General features: G+C 68.1%; 15 protein-coding genes. 6 read left to right on the top strand and 9 right to left on the bottom strand.

The window, feature by feature from the left end:
* Window positions 1–2: 2 nt before the first annotated feature.
* Window positions 3–587 carry a GNAT family N-acetyltransferase gene (locus tag CYFUS_RS48460; RefSeq protein WP_095991419.1) on the bottom strand — a complete coding sequence of 195 codons (585 nt, stop codon included), beginning with the start codon at window positions 585–587 and terminating at the stop codon, window positions 3–5.
* A gap of 55 nt (window positions 588–642) precedes the next feature.
* Between CYFUS_RS48460 and CYFUS_RS48455 the strand changes: the two genes are divergently transcribed.
* Window positions 643–1,521: a 5'-3' exonuclease gene (locus tag CYFUS_RS48455; RefSeq protein ID WP_095991418.1), complete on the top strand. Its 879-nt coding sequence runs from the start codon at window positions 643–645 to the stop codon at window positions 1,519–1,521.
* Window position 1,522: 1 nt separating this feature from the next.
* Here the strand turns inward: CYFUS_RS48455 and CYFUS_RS48450 are convergent, their stop codons facing one another.
* Together CYFUS_RS48450 and CYFUS_RS48445 are read right to left on the bottom strand one after the other, a co-directional pair.
* On the bottom strand, window positions 1,523–2,818 hold the full coding sequence (locus tag CYFUS_RS48450) for an ATP-grasp domain-containing protein (protein ID WP_157759087.1): 1,296 nt from the start codon (window positions 2,816–2,818) through the stop codon (window positions 1,523–1,525).
* The gene (locus CYFUS_RS48445) at window positions 2,815–4,152 is read right to left on the bottom strand and encodes a sulfatase-like hydrolase/transferase (RefSeq protein WP_157759086.1); all 1,338 of its coding nucleotides are present in this window, start codon (window positions 4,150–4,152) and stop codon (window positions 2,815–2,817) included. The genes CYFUS_RS48450 and CYFUS_RS48445 overlap by 4 nt, the downstream gene beginning before the upstream one ends.
* 37 nt (window positions 4,153–4,189) lie before the next feature.
* Here CYFUS_RS48445 and CYFUS_RS51495 point away from each other — a divergent pair, with 37 nt between their 5' ends.
* Window positions 4,190–4,702, top strand: coding sequence for a hypothetical protein (locus CYFUS_RS51495; RefSeq protein WP_157759085.1), 513 nt, complete (start codon window positions 4,190–4,192; stop codon window positions 4,700–4,702).
* Here CYFUS_RS51495 and CYFUS_RS48440 read toward each other — a convergent pair.
* Entirely contained in the window at window positions 4,674–5,237 is a 564-nt protein-coding gene (locus tag CYFUS_RS48440; protein ID WP_095991415.1) for a hypothetical protein, read from the bottom strand. The two genes, CYFUS_RS51495 and CYFUS_RS48440, sit on opposite strands and share 29 nt — an antisense overlap.
* Window positions 5,238–5,615: 378 nt before the next feature.
* On the opposite strand from CYFUS_RS48440, the gene CYFUS_RS48435 reads away from it, so the two are divergent.
* The 3 genes from CYFUS_RS48435 (at window position 5,616) to CYFUS_RS52120 (ending at window position 11,104) form a co-directional block, all read left to right on the top strand.
* Entirely contained in the window at window positions 5,616–5,993 is a 378-nt protein-coding gene (locus tag CYFUS_RS48435) for a helix-turn-helix domain-containing protein (protein ID WP_095991414.1), read from the top strand.
* Between the two features lie 87 nt (window positions 5,994–6,080).
* Entirely contained in the window at window positions 6,081–9,002 is a 2,922-nt protein-coding gene (locus CYFUS_RS48430; RefSeq protein ID WP_095991413.1) for a TonB family protein, read from the top strand.
* 146 nt (window positions 9,003–9,148) lie between these two features.
* Window positions 9,149–11,104 carry a sensor histidine kinase gene (locus CYFUS_RS52120; protein ID WP_198316389.1) on the top strand — a complete coding sequence of 652 codons (1,956 nt, stop codon included), beginning with the start codon at window positions 9,149–9,151 and terminating at the stop codon, window positions 11,102–11,104.
* Between the two features lie 78 nt (window positions 11,105–11,182).
* Here CYFUS_RS52120 and CYFUS_RS48420 read toward each other — a convergent pair whose 3' ends face one another.
* Window positions 11,183–11,554 (bottom strand): hypothetical protein, encoded by a 372-nt coding sequence (locus CYFUS_RS48420; protein WP_095992671.1) that lies wholly within the window; start codon window positions 11,552–11,554, stop codon window positions 11,183–11,185.
* The gene (locus CYFUS_RS48415) at window positions 11,551–12,021 is read right to left on the bottom strand and encodes a papain fold toxin domain-containing protein (protein WP_157759084.1); all 471 of its coding nucleotides are present in this window, start codon (window positions 12,019–12,021) and stop codon (window positions 11,551–11,553) included. The genes CYFUS_RS48420 and CYFUS_RS48415 overlap by 4 nt, the downstream gene beginning before the upstream one ends.
* 588 nt (window positions 12,022–12,609) lie before the next feature.
* On the opposite strand from CYFUS_RS48415, the gene CYFUS_RS48410 reads away from it, so the two are divergent.
* Entirely contained in the window at window positions 12,610–13,506 is an 897-nt protein-coding gene (locus CYFUS_RS48410; protein ID WP_157759083.1) for a type I restriction enzyme HsdR N-terminal domain-containing protein, read from the top strand.
* Between the two features lie 237 nt (window positions 13,507–13,743).
* Here CYFUS_RS48410 and CYFUS_RS48405 read toward each other — a convergent pair whose 3' ends face one another.
* From CYFUS_RS48405 to CYFUS_RS48395, 3 genes are all read right to left on the bottom strand, one after another.
* The gene (locus tag CYFUS_RS48405; protein WP_095991410.1) at window positions 13,744–14,328 is read right to left on the bottom strand and encodes a head protein; all 585 of its coding nucleotides are present in this window, start codon (window positions 14,326–14,328) and stop codon (window positions 13,744–13,746) included.
* Complete coding sequence (locus CYFUS_RS48400) at window positions 14,325–14,981, bottom strand: hypothetical protein (protein WP_095991409.1); 657 nt, start codon at window positions 14,979–14,981, stop codon at window positions 14,325–14,327. The genes CYFUS_RS48405 and CYFUS_RS48400 overlap by 4 nt, the downstream gene beginning before the upstream one ends.
* Window positions 14,982–15,183: 202 nt before the next feature.
* Complete coding sequence (locus CYFUS_RS48395; protein WP_095991408.1) at window positions 15,184–16,098, bottom strand: metallophosphoesterase; 915 nt, start codon at window positions 16,096–16,098, stop codon at window positions 15,184–15,186.
* Window positions 16,099–16,219: the final 121 nt, after the last annotated feature.

Raw genomic sequence — 16,219 nt, 5'->3', positions numbered from 1 at the left:
GCTCAGTCCTCGGGCGGCTCGGGCGCCACGCGCGCCGTGAGGACGTGATCCCTCCAGCGGCCCTCGATGAGGACGGACTGGCGCGCGAGCCCCTCGATCTGGAAGCCCACGCGGCGCAGCACCGCGGCGCTGCGGTGGTTGTCCGGCAGGTGGTTGGCCATCAGGCGGTGCAGACCCAGGGGCCCGAAGGCATGGTCGCACACGGCGCTCACCGCCTCGCTCATCAACCCCTTGCCCTGGTGGTGCGCGTCGAGCCCGAAGCCCAGCTCGGCGCATTGCAGGGGCCCGCGGCGGATGTCGTTGAGCGACACGCTGCCCAGCACCGGGCTCGTGTTGGGCGGGGCCTCGCGCGGCAGCAGGAAGAGGCGCAGGGCCTGGCCGCGCCGCCAGTCCTCGGCGTCCTGGGCCAGGCGCGAGCGCCACCAGGTGACGGTGAAGAAGTTGTCCGGGCGCGCGGGCGACACGGGCCCCAGGTGCTCGCGGTTGGCGAGGTGATAGGCGAGCACGCGCGCGGCGGCATCCGGCGGCAGCAGGGTCAGCAGCAGCCGCGGCGTGGTGAGCGGGGCCAGGAAGGTGTCCGGAGGCATGCGGCTTGGGTGCGCGGGTGCGGCGGCGGCGGCGGATAGGCTACACCTGTGTCCCATGCGCCTGCACCTCGTCGATGGGACCTACGAACTGTTCCGTGCCCACTTTTCTCCTCGTCCTGGAGTCCAAGCTCCGGACGGCCGGGACGTGAAGGCCACGGTGGGGCTCGCCGCCTCGCTGCTCGCGCTCCTGCACGACGCGCACGAGGCGGTGAGCCACGTGGCGGTGGCCTTCGACAACCCCATCCACTCGTTCCGCAACGAGCTGTTCGCCGGGTACAAGTCCGACGAGGGCGTCCCCCCGGAGCTGCACGCGCAATTCGACGCGGCCGAGGAGGCGGCGCGCGCGCTCGGGCTCACCGTGTGGTCCATGAAGGAGCTGGAAGCGGATGACGCGCTGGGCACCGCCGCCGCGCGCTGGGCCGGACAGGTGGAGCAGGTGCGTCTGCTCACCCCGGACAAGGACCTCGGGCAGTGCGTGCGTGGCCAGCGCGTGGTGCAGGTGGACCGCAAGCAGCACAAGGAGATGGACGAGGCGGCGGTGCGGGCGCGGCTGGGCGTGGCGCCGGCGAGCGTGCCGGACCTGCTGGCGCTCGTGGGCGACGCCGCGGATGGCATCCCCGGCCTGCCCGGCTTCGGCGAGAAGGGCGCGAGCCTGCTGCTCGGAGAGTACGGCCACCTGGAGCGCATCCCCGAGGACGCGGCCACGTGGACGGTGCGGCCCCGGGGCGCGGAGAAGCTCGCGGCCACCCTGCGCGCCCATCGCCAGGAGGCGCTGCTCTACCGCCGGCTCGCCACCGTGGTGACGGACGCTCCCCTGCGCGAGTCCCTCGAGGACCTGGCCTGGGCGGGCGTCCCTCGCGAGCGCTACCTCGCGTGGTGTGACGCGATGGGCCTCACCACGCTGCGCTCGCGCCCCCAGCGCTGGGCGCCGTGACTCACCCCCAGGTGAAGGGCAGCATCCGCTCCACCTGCTCGTAGCGCTCGAGCAGCTCCTCGCGCGTGGGGGCGCCCAGGTTGACGATGCAGTAGCGGTAGCTGCCCACGTCCTGGTCATGCTCCGACAAGCGCTCCCCCGGCGCGCACAGCACCTGGATGACGGTGCCCGGAAAGCGCTCCTTCACCCGGGCGAGCTCCTCCGCCGAGGGCACGCGCGCCACCCGCGCGTCGCTGAAGCGGCGCATGACGAAGCTCGCCACCGCGCCGTCCCGCCCCGCCCGCCTCCTCCAGGGCACCGGCCGCCCCACCGCCAGCGCGAGCTGTGCCTCGTAGGTGTTCATCCCGTCCACCCGCTCGTAGAGGTCCGCGAACTGGTAGGACATGCGCGGGTTCACTTCAATCACCATCACCCGGTCGCTCGCCGCGTCGTGGAACATCTCGACGTTGAAGCACGCGTGGTCGAAGCCGCTGCCCTCCATCAGCCGCACCGCCACCTCGCGCATCCGCGCCTGCACCGGCTCGGGCAGCACCGAGGGGTACTCGAAGCGCTGGAAGCTGATCGTCCCCGGGTACATCACCGAGTCGACGATGCCCATCACCACGGCCTTTCCCCCCTCGACGAAGCCATCCACCGTCACCTGCGTGCCGGTGAGCGGTGTCTCGCCGATGAAATACCAGGCGGGCACCCGGGCGTCCGTGTAGCGCTCGAGCAGGTGCTGGTAGGGCCGCAGCAGCAGGTACTTCTCCAGGCGCTCGCGCCACGAGAAGCGCACCGCCTCGCGCCACTCCCGCGCGTCGTTCACCCGCCGCGCGCGGATGGACATGGTGCCCTTCACCGGCTTGATGAACAGCGGGTAGTCGAGCCGCTCCATCCGGGGCGGCCCGGCGAAGGGATGGAGGGGCTCGAAGGTGGGCGTGGCCTCGGGCACCCACTCCTGTTGGATCCGACGGCTGTAGTACTTGTGGCTCAGCCGCACCACGACCGCGGGCGCGGGCACGGGCAGGCCCAGCCGCTCGCCGACGAGCGAGGCCAGCATGCAGCCCGGATAGTCCCCCGTGCCCACCACACCCACGAGTCCCTGGCCCCGCCACGCCGCCGCCGTGCGCTCCACCCAGCGGAACACGTCGAAGCGCAGGCCCTCCCAGAGCGAGGGGCTCTCCACCAGGTTCTCCCCGTCGTAGAGCAGCTCGTAGCGCCCCTCGAAGCGCGTCTCCAGCGCCACCTTGTCCCAGGCTCCCGGGCAGAGGACGAGCACCCGGGGGCGCTCGGGCCGCGACAGCGGTGCGCTCCTCACGTGACACCCCGCAGGCTCATCAACCGGGACACCAGCGCCTCGAGGTACTCCTTCTCCGCCCCCTCGACCGTCTCCACGTGCTCCTCCCCCCAGTCCATGCGCAGGCACCGGCCCAGCGTCAGGTCCACCATCAGCTTCTCCCCCCGCAGCAACAAGCCATAATGAGACGTGGTCCGGCGCGAGGGATGGCCCGCCCACACGAGCAGCTCGGGCCGCCGGTCCTCGTGCAGCAGGGACTCGCCCCACACGGGCGTGTCATGGCCGAGCCCCAGCAGGTCCACCACCGTGGGCATCACGTCGAAGTGCGAGGAGAAGGCCACCTCCCGCGCGGGCAGCCGCGGGTGGTGCATCACCAGGGGCACGTCCAGCTCCTCGCGCGTCACCGCGCTGCCGTGGGACTGGTAGCCCAGCGCGCCGAACGCCTGGCCGTGGTCGCTGCTGAGCACCACCAGCGGCTCCTCGACGAGGCCCCGCTCGCGCAGGCCGTCCCGCAGCGCCCCGAAGAGCCAGTCCCCCTCCTCGATGCCATTGAAGAAGCGGCCCCGGTCCTCGGCCATGTCGAAGCGGTGGAAGCGCTCCGGCTCGGCGACCCGGTAGGGCACGTGCGTGTGCGTGGCGTGCACGTGCAGCAGCAAGGGCCGGTGTCCCGCCAGCACCGCCGCGAGCCGCTCGAGGCCCCGGGTCAGCAGCACCTGGTCCGACGGCGCCCCTTCTCCCGGCGTCTCCAGGTCCTCCCGGTCGATGACATGAGAGAAGCCCGCCGCGTCGAGGATCTCCCGCAGGCCATAGTCGGCCGTGCGCGCGGTGGTGAGGTACACGGTGCGGTAGCCCGCCTCCCGCAGCGCGCCCAGGCTCGCCGAGGGGCCCTCGCCATAGCCGCTCGTGTAGAGCGCCCGGTGCGCGTTGTTCGTCGTCGGTGACACGCACGCGTGGTGGCGCGAGCGCAGCGCCCGGGGCCACAGCCCCTCCAGGAAGGGCGCGCGGGCTCCCCCCGGCGACACGGCGTCCAGGTGGCACTGGCCCACGGACTCGAAGGTGAACAGCAGCACGTCCTCTCCCCGGAGCAGGCCATGCGCGGCGCTCGGACGGGGAGGGCGCGGGGCCTGGGTGAGCAGGGGCGCGTGCTCCGGCCGGGGCTGGAAGCCGGGCGGCTCGGGCCGGGGCCGCTCGATGAAGAAGTGGCGCACCCCGTCGGGCCCTCCCGCGCGGAGCGAGGGCACGAGCCCCACTCCGGCCCACCCGCCCAGGCTTCCCGCGGCCAGTGCCAGGGCGAGGGGCGGCGCCAGCCCTCCGGCCAGGGCGGCCAGGACGAGCAGCGCACTGGCGGCGAACACCTGTCGGCGCGCGCGTGGGGGCGCGCTAGTGGCGGCGGTGAGCGTCAGCCCGGTGCCGAGCACGAGGGCGAGCCCCACCGAGGGGGCTCCTGGTGGCGCGAGCGGCACACCCGCGTGGACGAGCAGCGCGGTGAGGGGCAGCAGGGCGAAGAGGCGATGGGCGGCGAAGAAGCGGCGGGCGAAGGCCAGCTCGGCCAGCTCCCGGTACAGCACGGAGAGGATGACGCTGCCCACGCCCCCCGGGCCCAGCTCGATGGTGAAGATGCGGAAGAGCACCGCGTCCAGCCACAGCGCGGCGAAGAGCAGCGTGCCCGCGAGCGTCCCCACCACGCGCCCCACCGGGCCGCAGAGGGCGAGCAGCGCCACGACCAGCTCCCCGAGCGCCACCCAGCCCACGTCCTCCCAGAGCAGCGCGGGCGTCTCGGTGAAGTCGCGGTATTTCACCGCCTTCACGAGCACCAGCAGGGCGGCCGCCGCCACGGTCAGCTCCATCCAGAGCGCGGCGCACGAGGCCAGCGGCGTCATCTCAGGAAGCTCTTCCAGTAGTTGAGGGCGTACCATACCGTCACGGCGGCGAGCCCCGCGCGCGCGGCCCCCGGGACGCGCGGCCACAGCCACGCCGACACGCCGAGCACGAGCAGCGCCTCGCCGAGCGCCACCGCGCGGCCGTGGTAGCGCACGTCCCAGTAGGAGATGGGGCTGATGAAGCGGTAATGACTGAAGGGCAGGAAGTGACGGTGGGCGTCATGGACGTGGAGGGGGAAGTCCGCCAGGGCGTGCAGGAAGACGCTGGCGAAGAAGGCGGCCAGGGGCGCCACTCCCAGCGCCAGCGCCACGACTCCTCCCAGGAGCGACAGGGGCAGGGAGTGCGCGCCATGGATGAGGTTGAGCCAGAAGGGGCGCTGGTAGCTCTCGCTCCAGATGCGCTCGTCGCTCAGGCCGCGCACGTAGCGCTCGCGCAGGTAGAGCACGGCGATGGGCACGTCCGGCAGCACCGCTCCCACGAGGATGGGGACGGCGAGCGCGGGGGACGCATAGCCGCCCAGGAGGGCGAGGTTGACAACCGCATGTCCCGGAGTCTGCACGCCGCACAGCCTAGGCGGACCCGGGGCCCGGCGGTGAAATGGCCATCCGACAGGTGGGTAAATCATGAATAGTCGGCGACACAACATTGGAGGGCGGTTTCGGGGTGGAGGTAACAGGTCCTCAACCAAGTCCAGGATGTGAAGGGTTCTCCCCTCACCTGTTGGCTCTGGTCCCAAATCCCACCTGCCACATCGGGTTCGCCTCTGAGCGGTGTGACCGGTGGACCCGTGGGGCGGTGCGTGGGTTCTCCTCGGGAATTCGAGCACTCTTAGAGTCCCCCGTTCTTCCAACTACCCCTCTCATCCTGTCACGGGCCACCTGTCCGACCCTAAGCAGACGGCCTGATGGGTCGCCTTACGGAGGGCCAGGAAACCGCGATGGGACAACCTTCGACCAGCAAGCTCGCAGCGAATGTGGGCGAGCTCGCGCGAGAGGCGCGGGTTCGTGCGGGATTGACCCAGGCGGACGTGGCGGAGCGGGTGGGGCTGGCGACCGAGGTGTACGGGCGGCTGGAGCGGGGCCGGATGTTGCCGAGCGTGCCGTCGCTGCGGCGGTTGTGCATCGCGTTGCGCATGCCGTCCGACTCGCTGTTGGGGCTCAACACCGGCGAGGTGGCGACGTGGGCGGCCGAGTCCACGCCGGAGGAGTACGACGAGGTGCCCGAGCTGCGCCGCCTCATGCGCACCCTGCGCAAGCTGGATGGGACCCAGCTCAAGCTGATCGGCCTGGTGGCCTCGGCGCTGCAGAAGCGCTAGCGGACGCACACCCCGCGCGCTTGGGGCTTGTCTTCGGCGGGTCAGCCCTGGCCTCATGGCTCCCCTTTCCCGAATGGGGGTTTGCGCATGGTGGTCGACGAGCGGCGATGCGGCGTGGGTGGTGCTCTGCCTCTGTTGGGCGTGTTGCTCGCCGTGCTGCTTCCGCTCGCGCCGGCCCGCGCCCAGGTGCCCAATACGCCGCAAGGTGGCCTCGGCGAGCTGACGGACGTGCCCCGCTCCACGGAGGACGCGGGCGTCGTGTCCACCGAGCGAGACGTGCTGCGCGAGGACGGCGGCTTCAGCCTGGGTGGCGCGGAGGGCTCGGACGGTGGCACCCCGCGCTTCGAGCCCCCGGCGCTCCTGGCCGACTCGCCCGCGCGCTACCCCGAGGCGCTCGCCGCCCAGCCGGTGGCGGGCACGGTGCGCCTGGAGCTGCTGGTGGCCGAGGATGGCGAGGTGGACGAGGCGCGGCTGCTCCAGGGCGTCCACCCGTTGCTCGACCAGGCCGCGCTGCACGCCGCGACGCGCCTGCTCTTCTCTCCCGCGAAGGTGGAGGGCGTGCCGGTGCCGGTACGGCTCACCTTCGAGTACCACTTCCAGGCGCCCGCGGCCCCCGCCGAGGTCTCCTCCGCCGGCGAGCCCCTGCCGCCCATCTCCTTGCGCGGACTGGTGCGCACCAAGGGCAACCGCCAGCCCATCATCGGCGCCGTGCTCGAGTTCGACGGGGTGCGCGATGCGCCCGTGGAGACGGGGGTGGACGGCCGCTTCGAGGCCCGGCTCGCTCCGGGCTCGCACACCGTGCGCATTACCGCGGCCGGCCACAAACCCGGCTTCTTCCGCGAGGCGCTCCAGGCTGGCGAGGCGCTCGAGGTGGTGTACGGCCTGGAGCCGCTCGTGGTGAATCCCTACGAGACGGTGGTGCGCGGTGATCGCGAGCGCACCGAGGTGTCTCGCGTCACCCTGCATGACGCCGAGCTGCGGGAGGTTCCCGGCACCCTGGGAGACCCCTTCCGCGTCGTCATGCTCATGCCCGGCGTGGGCAGCATGCTCTCGGGCGTGTCCTACCCGGTGGTGCGCGGCAGCCAGCCGGCCGCCACCGGCTACTTCCTCGACGGCATCCGCGTCCCCATCCTCTTCCACCTCTTCCTCGGGCCCGCGGTCATCCACCCGGACTTCATCGACACCATCGACTTCTACCCCGGCAACCCGCCCACCCCATATGGCCGCATCACCGGTGGCGCGGTGGAGGGCCGGCTCACGCGCCCGCGTGATGATCGGCTGCACGGCAGCGCCTACGCGGACTTCCTCAACGCTGGCCTCTTCCTCGAGTACCCCTTCCAGTCCACGGGCACCAACGTCTCGGTGGCCGGACGCCTGTCGTACACGCCCTGGCTGATCGCGCTCGCGGCCAACGCGCTGCAGCCACCCGGCTTCAACGACTCGAAGCTGGTGCTGGACTTCTACGACTACCAGGCGCGCGTCGAGCAGAAGGTGGGGCCGGGACGGCTGCGCCTGTTCGCCTTCGGCTCCTCGGACACCTTCGGCACCCGGGCGATGACGGACGAGGGCTCCACCAACCTGTTGTCCGTGCTCTTCCACCGCCTGGACCTGCGCTACACCCATCCCGTCGCCGGTGGCGAGCTGGAGGGCGGGGTCACCGTGGGCCTGGATCGCTTCGCCGTCCAGGGCGGGGTCTCCGATGGCGATGGCCTCACCGTGAACGTGGACCAGCGCAACGTGACCGCCCGCCTGCGCTACACGCGCGAGCTGGGCCAGGGACTGTCATTGCGCGGCGGCCTGGAGGTGGAGAACACGCGCGCGCTCGTGTACCTGCTCTCCCGCAGCCAGTTGCCGGAGGGCGGCATCGATGAGGTGCGCATCGATCAACCCCTGGCGATCGCCACCTTCAGCGGCTTGTGGTCCGAGCTCACCTGGAAGCCCGAGGGCTCGCGCTGGACGGTGGTGCCCGGCCTGCGCCTGGACAACTACTACCTGTCGGGCGGCGTCAACGCGTTCGTGGCCGAGCCTCGGGTGACGGCGCGCCACAAGCTGACGGACACGCTCACGCTCAAGGGCGGCGTGGGCCTCTACCACCAGACGCCCACCACGCTCATCAGCCTGCCCGTCGTCGACATCGGGGCCCTCAAGCAGGGCCTGCAGCAGGCGGTGCAGATCTCCGCGGGCGTGGAGTACCAGGGCCTCGCGGGCTTCGACGTGAGCCTGGATGGCTACGTCAACCCGATGCCGCGCACCATGGAGCTCACGCCCTTCGGCGCCGAGTCTCCGCCGTCCAACCCGCAGCCACCCCCGGATCCCGACGGAGGTGAGCCCGGACGTCCCCGGCCGCCCCCCACCACCGTGGGTCAGGGCTCCGTGCGCGGCCTGGCGAGGCAGGAGCAGCCCATTCCGGACATCAGCGGGCTGGGCAGCCCCAGCCGGGGCCTGTCCTATGGCCTGGAGCTGCTCATCCGCCGTCCCCTGGGCGGCAACTGGTTCGGCTGGCTGTCCTACTCCCTGCAGCGCAGCACCCGCCTCACCCGCTTCTACCGCTACGACGCGAGCGGGCAGGTCATCGGCCAGGCCGAGGGGAACCTGCCCTACGTCTTCGACCAGACGCACGTGGCCAACCTGGTGCTCAGCTACAAGTTCGCCAACAACTTCACCCTGGGCGGCGTGCTGCACTTCAACAGCGGCCGGCCCGAGACCGGCAACCTCACCAGCCGCACCCAGGTGGAGGGCACGGACTTCCTCGGCCGGCCCTCGTGGGTTCCCGTGGACCTGGACCGGGCGGACCGGCTGCCGCCCTTCTTCCGCTTCGACCTGCGCCTGTCCAAGGCGTGGGCCTACGAGACCTTCTCGCTCGAGGCCTACCTGGACATGCTCAACGTCACCCTCAGCCAGGAGGTGCTGGCTTTCAACTACGAGGGTGGTTTTGGCGTGCCCTTGAACAAGACGGCCACGTCACTCCCCATCGCCCTACCCATTCTCGGGCTCAAAGGCCGTTTTTAAGGGAAAAGCGGGAATCCCGCGCGGGGAGACGGGATTTCGATCCGGCTCCCGTGCCATACTGTCACGCGTTCGTACCCGCGCCTCCCGGGGCTCCTCGTCCGGCTGGGAGCGGGGTCGACGGGGGGAAGCGCGTGAACTCATCGGGAATGGCCAGGCTCACTCACACCGGAGCCGTACACGGGGAGTATCCCGACCCGTACATCCTGTTCCAGTCGGTGCGTGGCGAGACGGGCGTGCTGCTCGACTTCGAGTGGACGGCGTTCAATCCGGCGGCCGAGCCGTGGGTGCCGGGCCCGTCGCGCGCGCTATCGGCGTGGCAGGGGGTGGCGGGCCTGCCGGAGCCGGAGGTGCTCGGCGCGGTGGTGGAGGGCGGCGCGCCGCTCTGCTTCGAGTTGCACGTGCGGCGGGGAGGCGAGGAGCGCTGGTTCCAGGCCCGGGCGGTGAAGCAGGGGGACGGGTTCGCGCTGTGGCTGTCCGACCGGACCGAGGCGCACGAGCGGGAGCGCGTGTTGCGCGAGGCGCTGGAGCGGGCGCGCGAGGCGCTGGAGCAGGAGCGCAAGGCGCGCGAGCGCGAGGCGTACCTGTCGCTGGCGCTGGAGACGGCGCACATGGTGACGTGGGAGTGGTCGGAGGCGCGGGGGAGCTTCTCGTTGTCCGCCAACGCCGAGGACTTCTTCGGGGCGCCGCCGGAGGGGTTGGGCAACACGGTGGAGTGGCTGTTGGGGCGCGCCCGTCCCGAGGAGCGCGTGCGCATCGCCGAGGCCTTCGCGCGGATGCGCTCCACCGAGGGGGCCCATGCCTTCCAGTTCCAGGGCCAGTGGCCGGACGGCACGGTGCACACCTACGAGGTGGTGGGCCAGTCCTTCCACGAGGAGGGCCTGCCCTTGCGCGTGCTGGGCGTGGCCATGGACATCACCGAGCGCCTGCGCTCGCAGGAGGCGGTGCGCGCGGCCGAGGAGCGCTACCGCCTGGCGGCGCTCGCCACCAACGACGTGCTCTGGGAGTGGCTGCCCTCCACGGGCCACATCTACTGGAGCGAGGCCTGCCACCGGATGCTGGGCTACGACCCCCAGGAGATGGGCGACGAGACGTGGTGGGCGGAGCAGATCCACCCGATGGACCGGGAGCGCGTGGTGGGCAGCCTGCATCGGCTGGTGGCGGAAGGGGGCGAGTCGTGGACGGCCGAGTACCGCTTCCGGAGCAAGGATGGCACGTACGTGGACGTGCTGGACCGGGGCCGGGCGGCGCGAGACGGGCGCGGCGGGGTGGCGCGGATGATCGGCTCGATGATGGACATCACCGAGCGCAAGCGGGCGCTGGAGCGCATGGCGGAGGAGGCGCGCTTCCGTGAGCGCTTCATCGGCATCCTCGGGCATGACCTGCGCTCGCCGCTGCATGCCATTGCGTTGTCGGCGCGCGAGCTGGGGCGGCGGGGGCTGCCGGTGCTGCACCAGCGGCTGTTGCAGCGCATCGAGACGAGCGCGGCGCGCATGGGGAACATGATCTCCGACATCCTGGATCTGACGCGGGCGCGGCTGGCGGGGCGCATTCCGCTGCACCTGTCGGCCACGAGCCTGCCGCAGGTGTGCCAGCAGGTGCTGGAGGAGATGACGGCGGTGCACCCCGAGCGCTCGCTGTTGTTGGACATTGAAGGGGCGTGCGAGGGGGTGTGGGACTTCGAGCGGCTCGCGCAGGTGGTGAGCAACCTGGTGGGCAACGCGCTGGAGCACACGCCGCTCGACACGCCGGTGCGGGTGCGGTGCCGGGAGGAGGGGGCGGGGTGGAGGGTGTTGGAGATCTCCAACCGGGGGACGCCCATTCCGAGCCACCTGTTGGACACGCTGTTCGATCCCTTCCGTCAGGCGGGACCGGCGAGGACGGGACGGGGGAGTGGATTGGGATTGGGGCTGTACATCGTGCGGCAGCTCGTGCTGGCGCATCAGGGCACGGTGTCGGTGCAATCCACGGCGGAGGACGGCACGACGTTCACCGTGCGCCTGCCCCGGGACTCGCAAGACACGCCCGCCGCCGCGCCCGAGGCGCTGCAGGGGATGGGGGCCACTTCGTTCCAACGGCGGTCCCAGGAGTACCCCACGGAGTAGGTGTTTACCCATCCTATGGGTGCAAGTTCGCTCTCCGCGCACCACGGGAATGGTTCAGGACGTCGCTGAGTGCACGACTCATCCGCGGCGCGGGCGCTGCTGCTCGCGCAGGGCGACGAACTCGGCGACGAAGTCGAGGAACTTGTGGATGGCGCGCTCGTGGTCTCCGGCGCAGTCGAGCAGGTACTTCTGGTCCCAGCCCTCCGGGGGAAACTCTCCCTTCACGTCGCGCAGCCAATCACGAAACAGCATGTACTCCTCGTCTTGGAGGCCATTCGTGGATTGGCAGGCGCGGTAGCCAGCGATGAAGGATGAGAGCCGGATGATGTTGATTTCGCCGATGCTCAGCAGCAATTGCCTGGGCATGCCGTTTCGGACTCGCATCAGATAGTCGAGCATGTAGACATGGGAGGCGGATGGCTGACCTGTCACGGTTTTGTCTTCTCTCATGGCGTCGTCACCACCTCCCATTGGATTCCCTGTTGTGCGTGCAGTCTGGACAGGTACTCCTTCCATGTCATCCCAAGAGGCCCTGTATAGGCGTCGTAGATCCGTTCTCCCAACCGGACGACGACGTGGTACCCATTTTTGGTGATGGATGGACTCTTCCCACTCGCGAGTTCGAAGACAATGAATTCTTCGTCTGCCTTGGCTTTGAACGCGATGAACTGCGGTTTCTGTCCGAGTTCGGTGAACGCGGTGTGGATGGTGCGCGCGACCTGCTGACACTTGCCCACGGCTTGACTGGCTGTGCTGTAGGCTCCCTGCAGATTCAGCAACCATGCCGGAGGCGGATGTCCCGTTTCCGCCTCGTACAGTACGATGGCACCCGCGATGTCACCGCGTGCCAGGTAGGTCAGGAGCCTGAGTTGAATGGAACTTGCCCCCGCCAGCACTTCCTGTTGCGTCAGGGGCATCACCGCCGAGGGAGCGATTGCCCACGTGGGTGCTGATATGACTCCCACCAAGAAGGACACGTAAAGCGCCCAACCACGAAGGCTTCCCATCCACCGACGATAAATGGGCTGTTGCTCAAAGCTCAATACGCCGGGGTGTACTTGCCCGATTTCATCAACGGGAACGTCATTTTGGCAACATCCATGATGGGGTGTGCCCACAAGGCAAGCTGTGGGGAACTTCGGGACCCCTGATACCAAAAAAACTGGCGCCCGCGAAGCCCTTCACTGGAAAGCCGCTGCTTCCGGTTCCTCTGTCGGATGCCCTCCCGGGGCTCCGTGCGCTTCCCTGGGCTCTCCTGTTTTTCTCTCTCTTGATGTCTTCGCGCACAACGTTCCTGGAGACACCTCGCGTGCGTTTCGAACTACTTGGTCACATGCCGAGGGCGGCCTCGATCTTCCAAGAGGAGAATCCCCTTGGAGGATGCGCGAAGTGACCGAGTAGTACTATAGGCGTGGGCAGGTCGTCGGCCGGATGTTTGTTGGCAGCGATGTATGATGACTGGGTTGCAGCGGATTTACTGCGGACGAGTAGCCCATAGGACAACGATGAACATCCCGCTTCAAGACTTCGATTTCTCTGTGCTGAACGATCCCGAATTCAAGGAGGATTCAGTTCGAGAAGAGATAATCGCACCTCTTTTGAGGGCGCTCGGTTATCGCTCGACTGGAAACGCCCGGATCGTTCGCAGTCGCAGGCTTGACCACCCATACGTTCAGTTCGGTGTCACCAAGAAACCGGTCACCATCATTCCGGACTATTTGATGGTGGTGAACGAGCGGCCCCGCTGGATTCTGGACGCGAAGGCTCCAACCGAGACGGTAGACGACCCAGCGCACATTGCCCAAGCGTACAGCTACGCGATCCACCATGATGTGAGAACAAGCTGGTTCGCGATCTGCAACGGTCATGATCTCGTGGTCTACAGTGTGGGCGAACTTAAGCCGGTGCTACGGGTCCGACTTCGTGAACTCAAGGAACATTGGCAGGAAGTACTTCGTCTACTGTTCCCGCCAGCGATGACTCACGATCCAACACACCCTTTCGCCAAGGACTTTGGAATCCACCTAATGCGTCTCGGTGTCCCAGAAACGATGAACCTGGTCTTCCCATTGGTACCCGTCCGCTGTGTAGCTCGGATAGGGCAGGACCAGTACAGCGGGTTCGGAATGAACCTCAAGTATGAAGAAGGTGAGTATCTACCCACCTTTGATTTTAGCATGTCGCAGTTTGAGAAGCTCGTTTCGATCCTGCCTTCCGCGATGGCGCAGGGAATCACTGCACGCCTTCTGAATGAATCACCAGCGGTCGTTTGGCTTTCTGAGCCTTTCCCAAGCGTGACCATTACCGCGCATCGAACAACGAAGATTATAGAGAATGAACGTGAGATGTACTTGCCATTGGAGGTCACCTCGTTTGACCTGATCAAGCGAGAGCATCAGTGACGAAAGCATTTGGTTGCGGCTCGCGCCTTTGGTGTTCTCTGGGAGATTGTGAGCCTGCCCCAGTTTAGTGGCTCTCCGGGAATTCGTACGCAACCGCAACCATGAGCAAGACTTCCCTGGCCAGTCAGAAGATGAGGCCAGATACTTCGCGGGCGGGGAGCTTGAGTTCAGGGCTTGAGCCACTGCTGCTTCCCTTTGAATCCGGGTGTCGCAGTCCACCCATCAAGACATGCCGGGTCAATTCTCCGCCAGGTCATTCTTCTCCGACTTCGCGGCCATGGAGATGGGATACATCGCGCGGAGATTTACCCGGTGGTGGTACACGGCGAGGTAGTAGTCGCCTGCGATGGTGATGAAGACCTGACGTGGCGGCTCGGGTTGATGGTCAATCCACGCCTGGGCTTCCTCGTGCGTCTTGAAGGTCGCGACCGGTGCGGGAAGCCCCTCTCGAATCATGTCCGCGAGATAGAACTCGAGAACGGGATGGGAGATCAGCCTGCGGTGATTCATCTCCGGGATATACATGACGATGTGATACTCGCCCGCGATCAATACATAGGCATGATACGGTGGCCTGGGGCTGGCCTTCAGCCAGTCATCAGCCGCCTCGCGCGTGTCGAAGGTCGCGACCACAAGAGGAGGCGCCTGGGCTTCAAGGCTCTTGCGATAGTCCTCGAGGTCGTAGGTCTGGCCGGTCGCCGACACGAACCTGAGTGCATCCATGGCGAGGAGAAGCCGTTCTTTCTCTTCTGGGGAAGATGCTTCTTCCCAGCGTCGCCCAAGGAGTTCCAAGGCTTCAAGGGAGAGTTCACCAGGTCTCATGGGGAGACTCCCGCCATGTAGGGCGCGGGGTCGTACGTAGGTGTGGCCAATAGCGCTGCTGGCGCGAGAATGATCAATCCCGCGCTCGCGGAGACCACGACGAAGGCCACACCCGCTGCAACGACAACACTTCCCACCAGAAGCGAATGGCGGTTGCGCTTCATCCAGTCCAGTGCACTGTCGACCGACGTGAACTCTTGGGGTTGTTGTTCTTCGAGCTTCGTGCAGTCGCGGTAGGGCTGCATGCATTGCTCATTGCAATAGCGTTCCTTTCCGCCGCGACCTCTATTGCCTGATGTGATGTGACCAAATCCCCGCTCCAGGGGGCGGTTCATGCACTTACGAATGCACTCACGATTTTCCTGATCGCAGTCTCGCTTCTGGCCCATCGCGAGGACGATGGGTCGAGGTGCGCTTTGCGCACGTGCGAGTGGTTTGTAGGGGGAAAGGTCGACCTCCCCCGCACGCTGCCAGGAGTGGGTGACGGTGCCATCAGGCGATTCCCTGATGAAGAGCACGAACTGAGTGAGGTCTTCTGGGTGGGGCGGCGCGATGTGACGGGAGGCCCCGCATGAGACGAGTAGGATACCGAGGAGTGACGCCGTGAGCCCAGTCGAAATCGGGCGGAACTGTGCGAGCGGGACCGTGTACATGGGCGCGATACTCCTTTTCCTGGACGGCCCTCACCAGGAAAATCAGCACACGCCGACCCTCGGCCGACGTCCAGACCGGGCTCGAAGTGCCGCCAACTGGGCATCGCTTCCTCGCCTTCTCCCCACACCTCGCCCTCGGACAGCGCGTTCCACTGTCCAAGGTGCGTGGTCTGCTTTTCGGATCAGACGAGGGACGGCAACTTCAGTGCGCGCTCGCCGTCTCGGCGTGGCGCAGGGTGAAGAACGCCACCTCGGGATAGGTGCCGCGGCGCAGGTATGGACCGCCAAAGCCAAAACCCAGACCCATGTTCACGTACAATTGATTGCCACGCACGTGGTAGTGGCCCTGGATGTACGGCTGGCCCGCACGCCGGAAGATGGCCTCCGTGAGCCCTCGCACCACGAACTGCCCGCCGTGCGTGTGCCCGGAGAACTGCACCAGATTGCCATTCTCCGGCAGCTTCTCGACGGTGGGCGGCGCGTGCGTGAGCACCAGCCGCGTGCCGGACTCGGGCGCCCCCCGGAACGTCGCCTCCACGTCGTCCCGGTGCGTGCGCCCATCATCGATGCCCAGCACCGTCAGCGGTGCGCCCCGCACCTGCACCACCCGGTGCTCGTTCTGCAACACCGTGTAGCCCAGGCGCTCGAAGCCCGTGCGCAGGTAGCGCGCGTCCACCCAATGGTCATGATTGCCCAGCACCGCGAACACCGGCCGGTTGAAGCCCGCCAGCAGCTCGATGACGCGCGGCAGCGGCTTGGGGCTGTGCGTCACGTAGTCGCCCGTGAGGAAGATGACGTCCGGCTCGCGCGCGTTCACCTCGGCCACCGCGCGCCGGATGCGCACCGCCGACGTGGCCTGACCCACGTGGATGTCCGACAGGTGCGCGATGCGCAGTCCGTCATGCTCCCGGTGCATCCCCGGCACGTGCAGCACGTTCTCCGACAGCGTGAAGTGATCCCTCCAGCGCAGTCGGGCCTCGGGCCGCAGCGGATCCGGCCCCGGCGCTTTCAGCTCGTTGCGCCGCATGGTGTTGCGCTGCAGGGACAGCGCGGCGGAGCCAGAAGCGGTCGGGGCGGTCTCAAGGGCGGAGCGGCGGCGGGCGAGTCTCAGGGCCATGCATTTCCTTCCGTCACGGAACGGCTGGAAGTGTAGAGGACACCGGCCACACCCGACGACAGGGGAGCTTGTGCCCGCTCGCCCGGTCTCCAGCCGGTGACAGCGAGCCCCAGCAAAAGGC

This window comes from Cystobacter fuscus (genome assembly GCF_002305875.1).
GTDB classification, from domain to species: Bacteria; Myxococcota; Myxococcia; order Myxococcales; family Myxococcaceae; genus Cystobacter; species Cystobacter fuscus_A.
The sequence above is the reverse complement of the archived record's forward strand: the minus strand, read 5'-3'. Positions and strand labels throughout refer to the sequence as shown.

Bases quoted from the DNA above. Each gene is read 5' to 3' on its own strand.
- CYFUS_RS48460 (WP_095991419.1), bottom strand. From the start codon at position 587: ATGCCTCCGGACACCTTCCTGGCCCCGCTCACCACGCCGCGGCTGCTG.
- CYFUS_RS48455 (WP_095991418.1), top strand. From the start codon at position 643: ATGCGCCTGCACCTCGTCGATGGGACCTACGAACTGTTCCGTGCCCAC.
- CYFUS_RS48435 (WP_095991414.1), top strand. From the start codon at position 5,616: ATGGGACAACCTTCGACCAGCAAGCTCGCAGCGAATGTGGGCGAGCTC.
- CYFUS_RS48430 (WP_095991413.1), top strand. From the start codon at position 6,081: ATGGTGGTCGACGAGCGGCGATGCGGCGTGGGTGGTGCTCTGCCTCTG.
- CYFUS_RS52120 (WP_198316389.1), top strand. From the start codon at position 9,149: ATGGCCAGGCTCACTCACACCGGAGCCGTACACGGGGAGTATCCCGAC.
- CYFUS_RS48420 (WP_095992671.1), bottom strand. From the start codon at position 11,554: ATGAGAGAAGACAAAACCGTGACAGGTCAGCCATCCGCCTCCCATGTC.
- CYFUS_RS48415 (WP_157759084.1), bottom strand. From the start codon at position 12,021: ATGCCCCTGACGCAACAGGAAGTGCTGGCGGGGGCAAGTTCCATTCAA.
- CYFUS_RS48410 (WP_157759083.1), top strand. From the start codon at position 12,610: ATGAACATCCCGCTTCAAGACTTCGATTTCTCTGTGCTGAACGATCCC.
- CYFUS_RS48405 (WP_095991410.1), bottom strand. From the start codon at position 14,328: ATGAGACCTGGTGAACTCTCCCTTGAAGCCTTGGAACTCCTTGGGCGA.
- CYFUS_RS48400 (WP_095991409.1), bottom strand. From the start codon at position 14,981: ATGTACACGGTCCCGCTCGCACAGTTCCGCCCGATTTCGACTGGGCTC.
- CYFUS_RS48395 (WP_095991408.1), bottom strand. From the start codon at position 16,098: ATGGCCCTGAGACTCGCCCGCCGCCGCTCCGCCCTTGAGACCGCCCCG.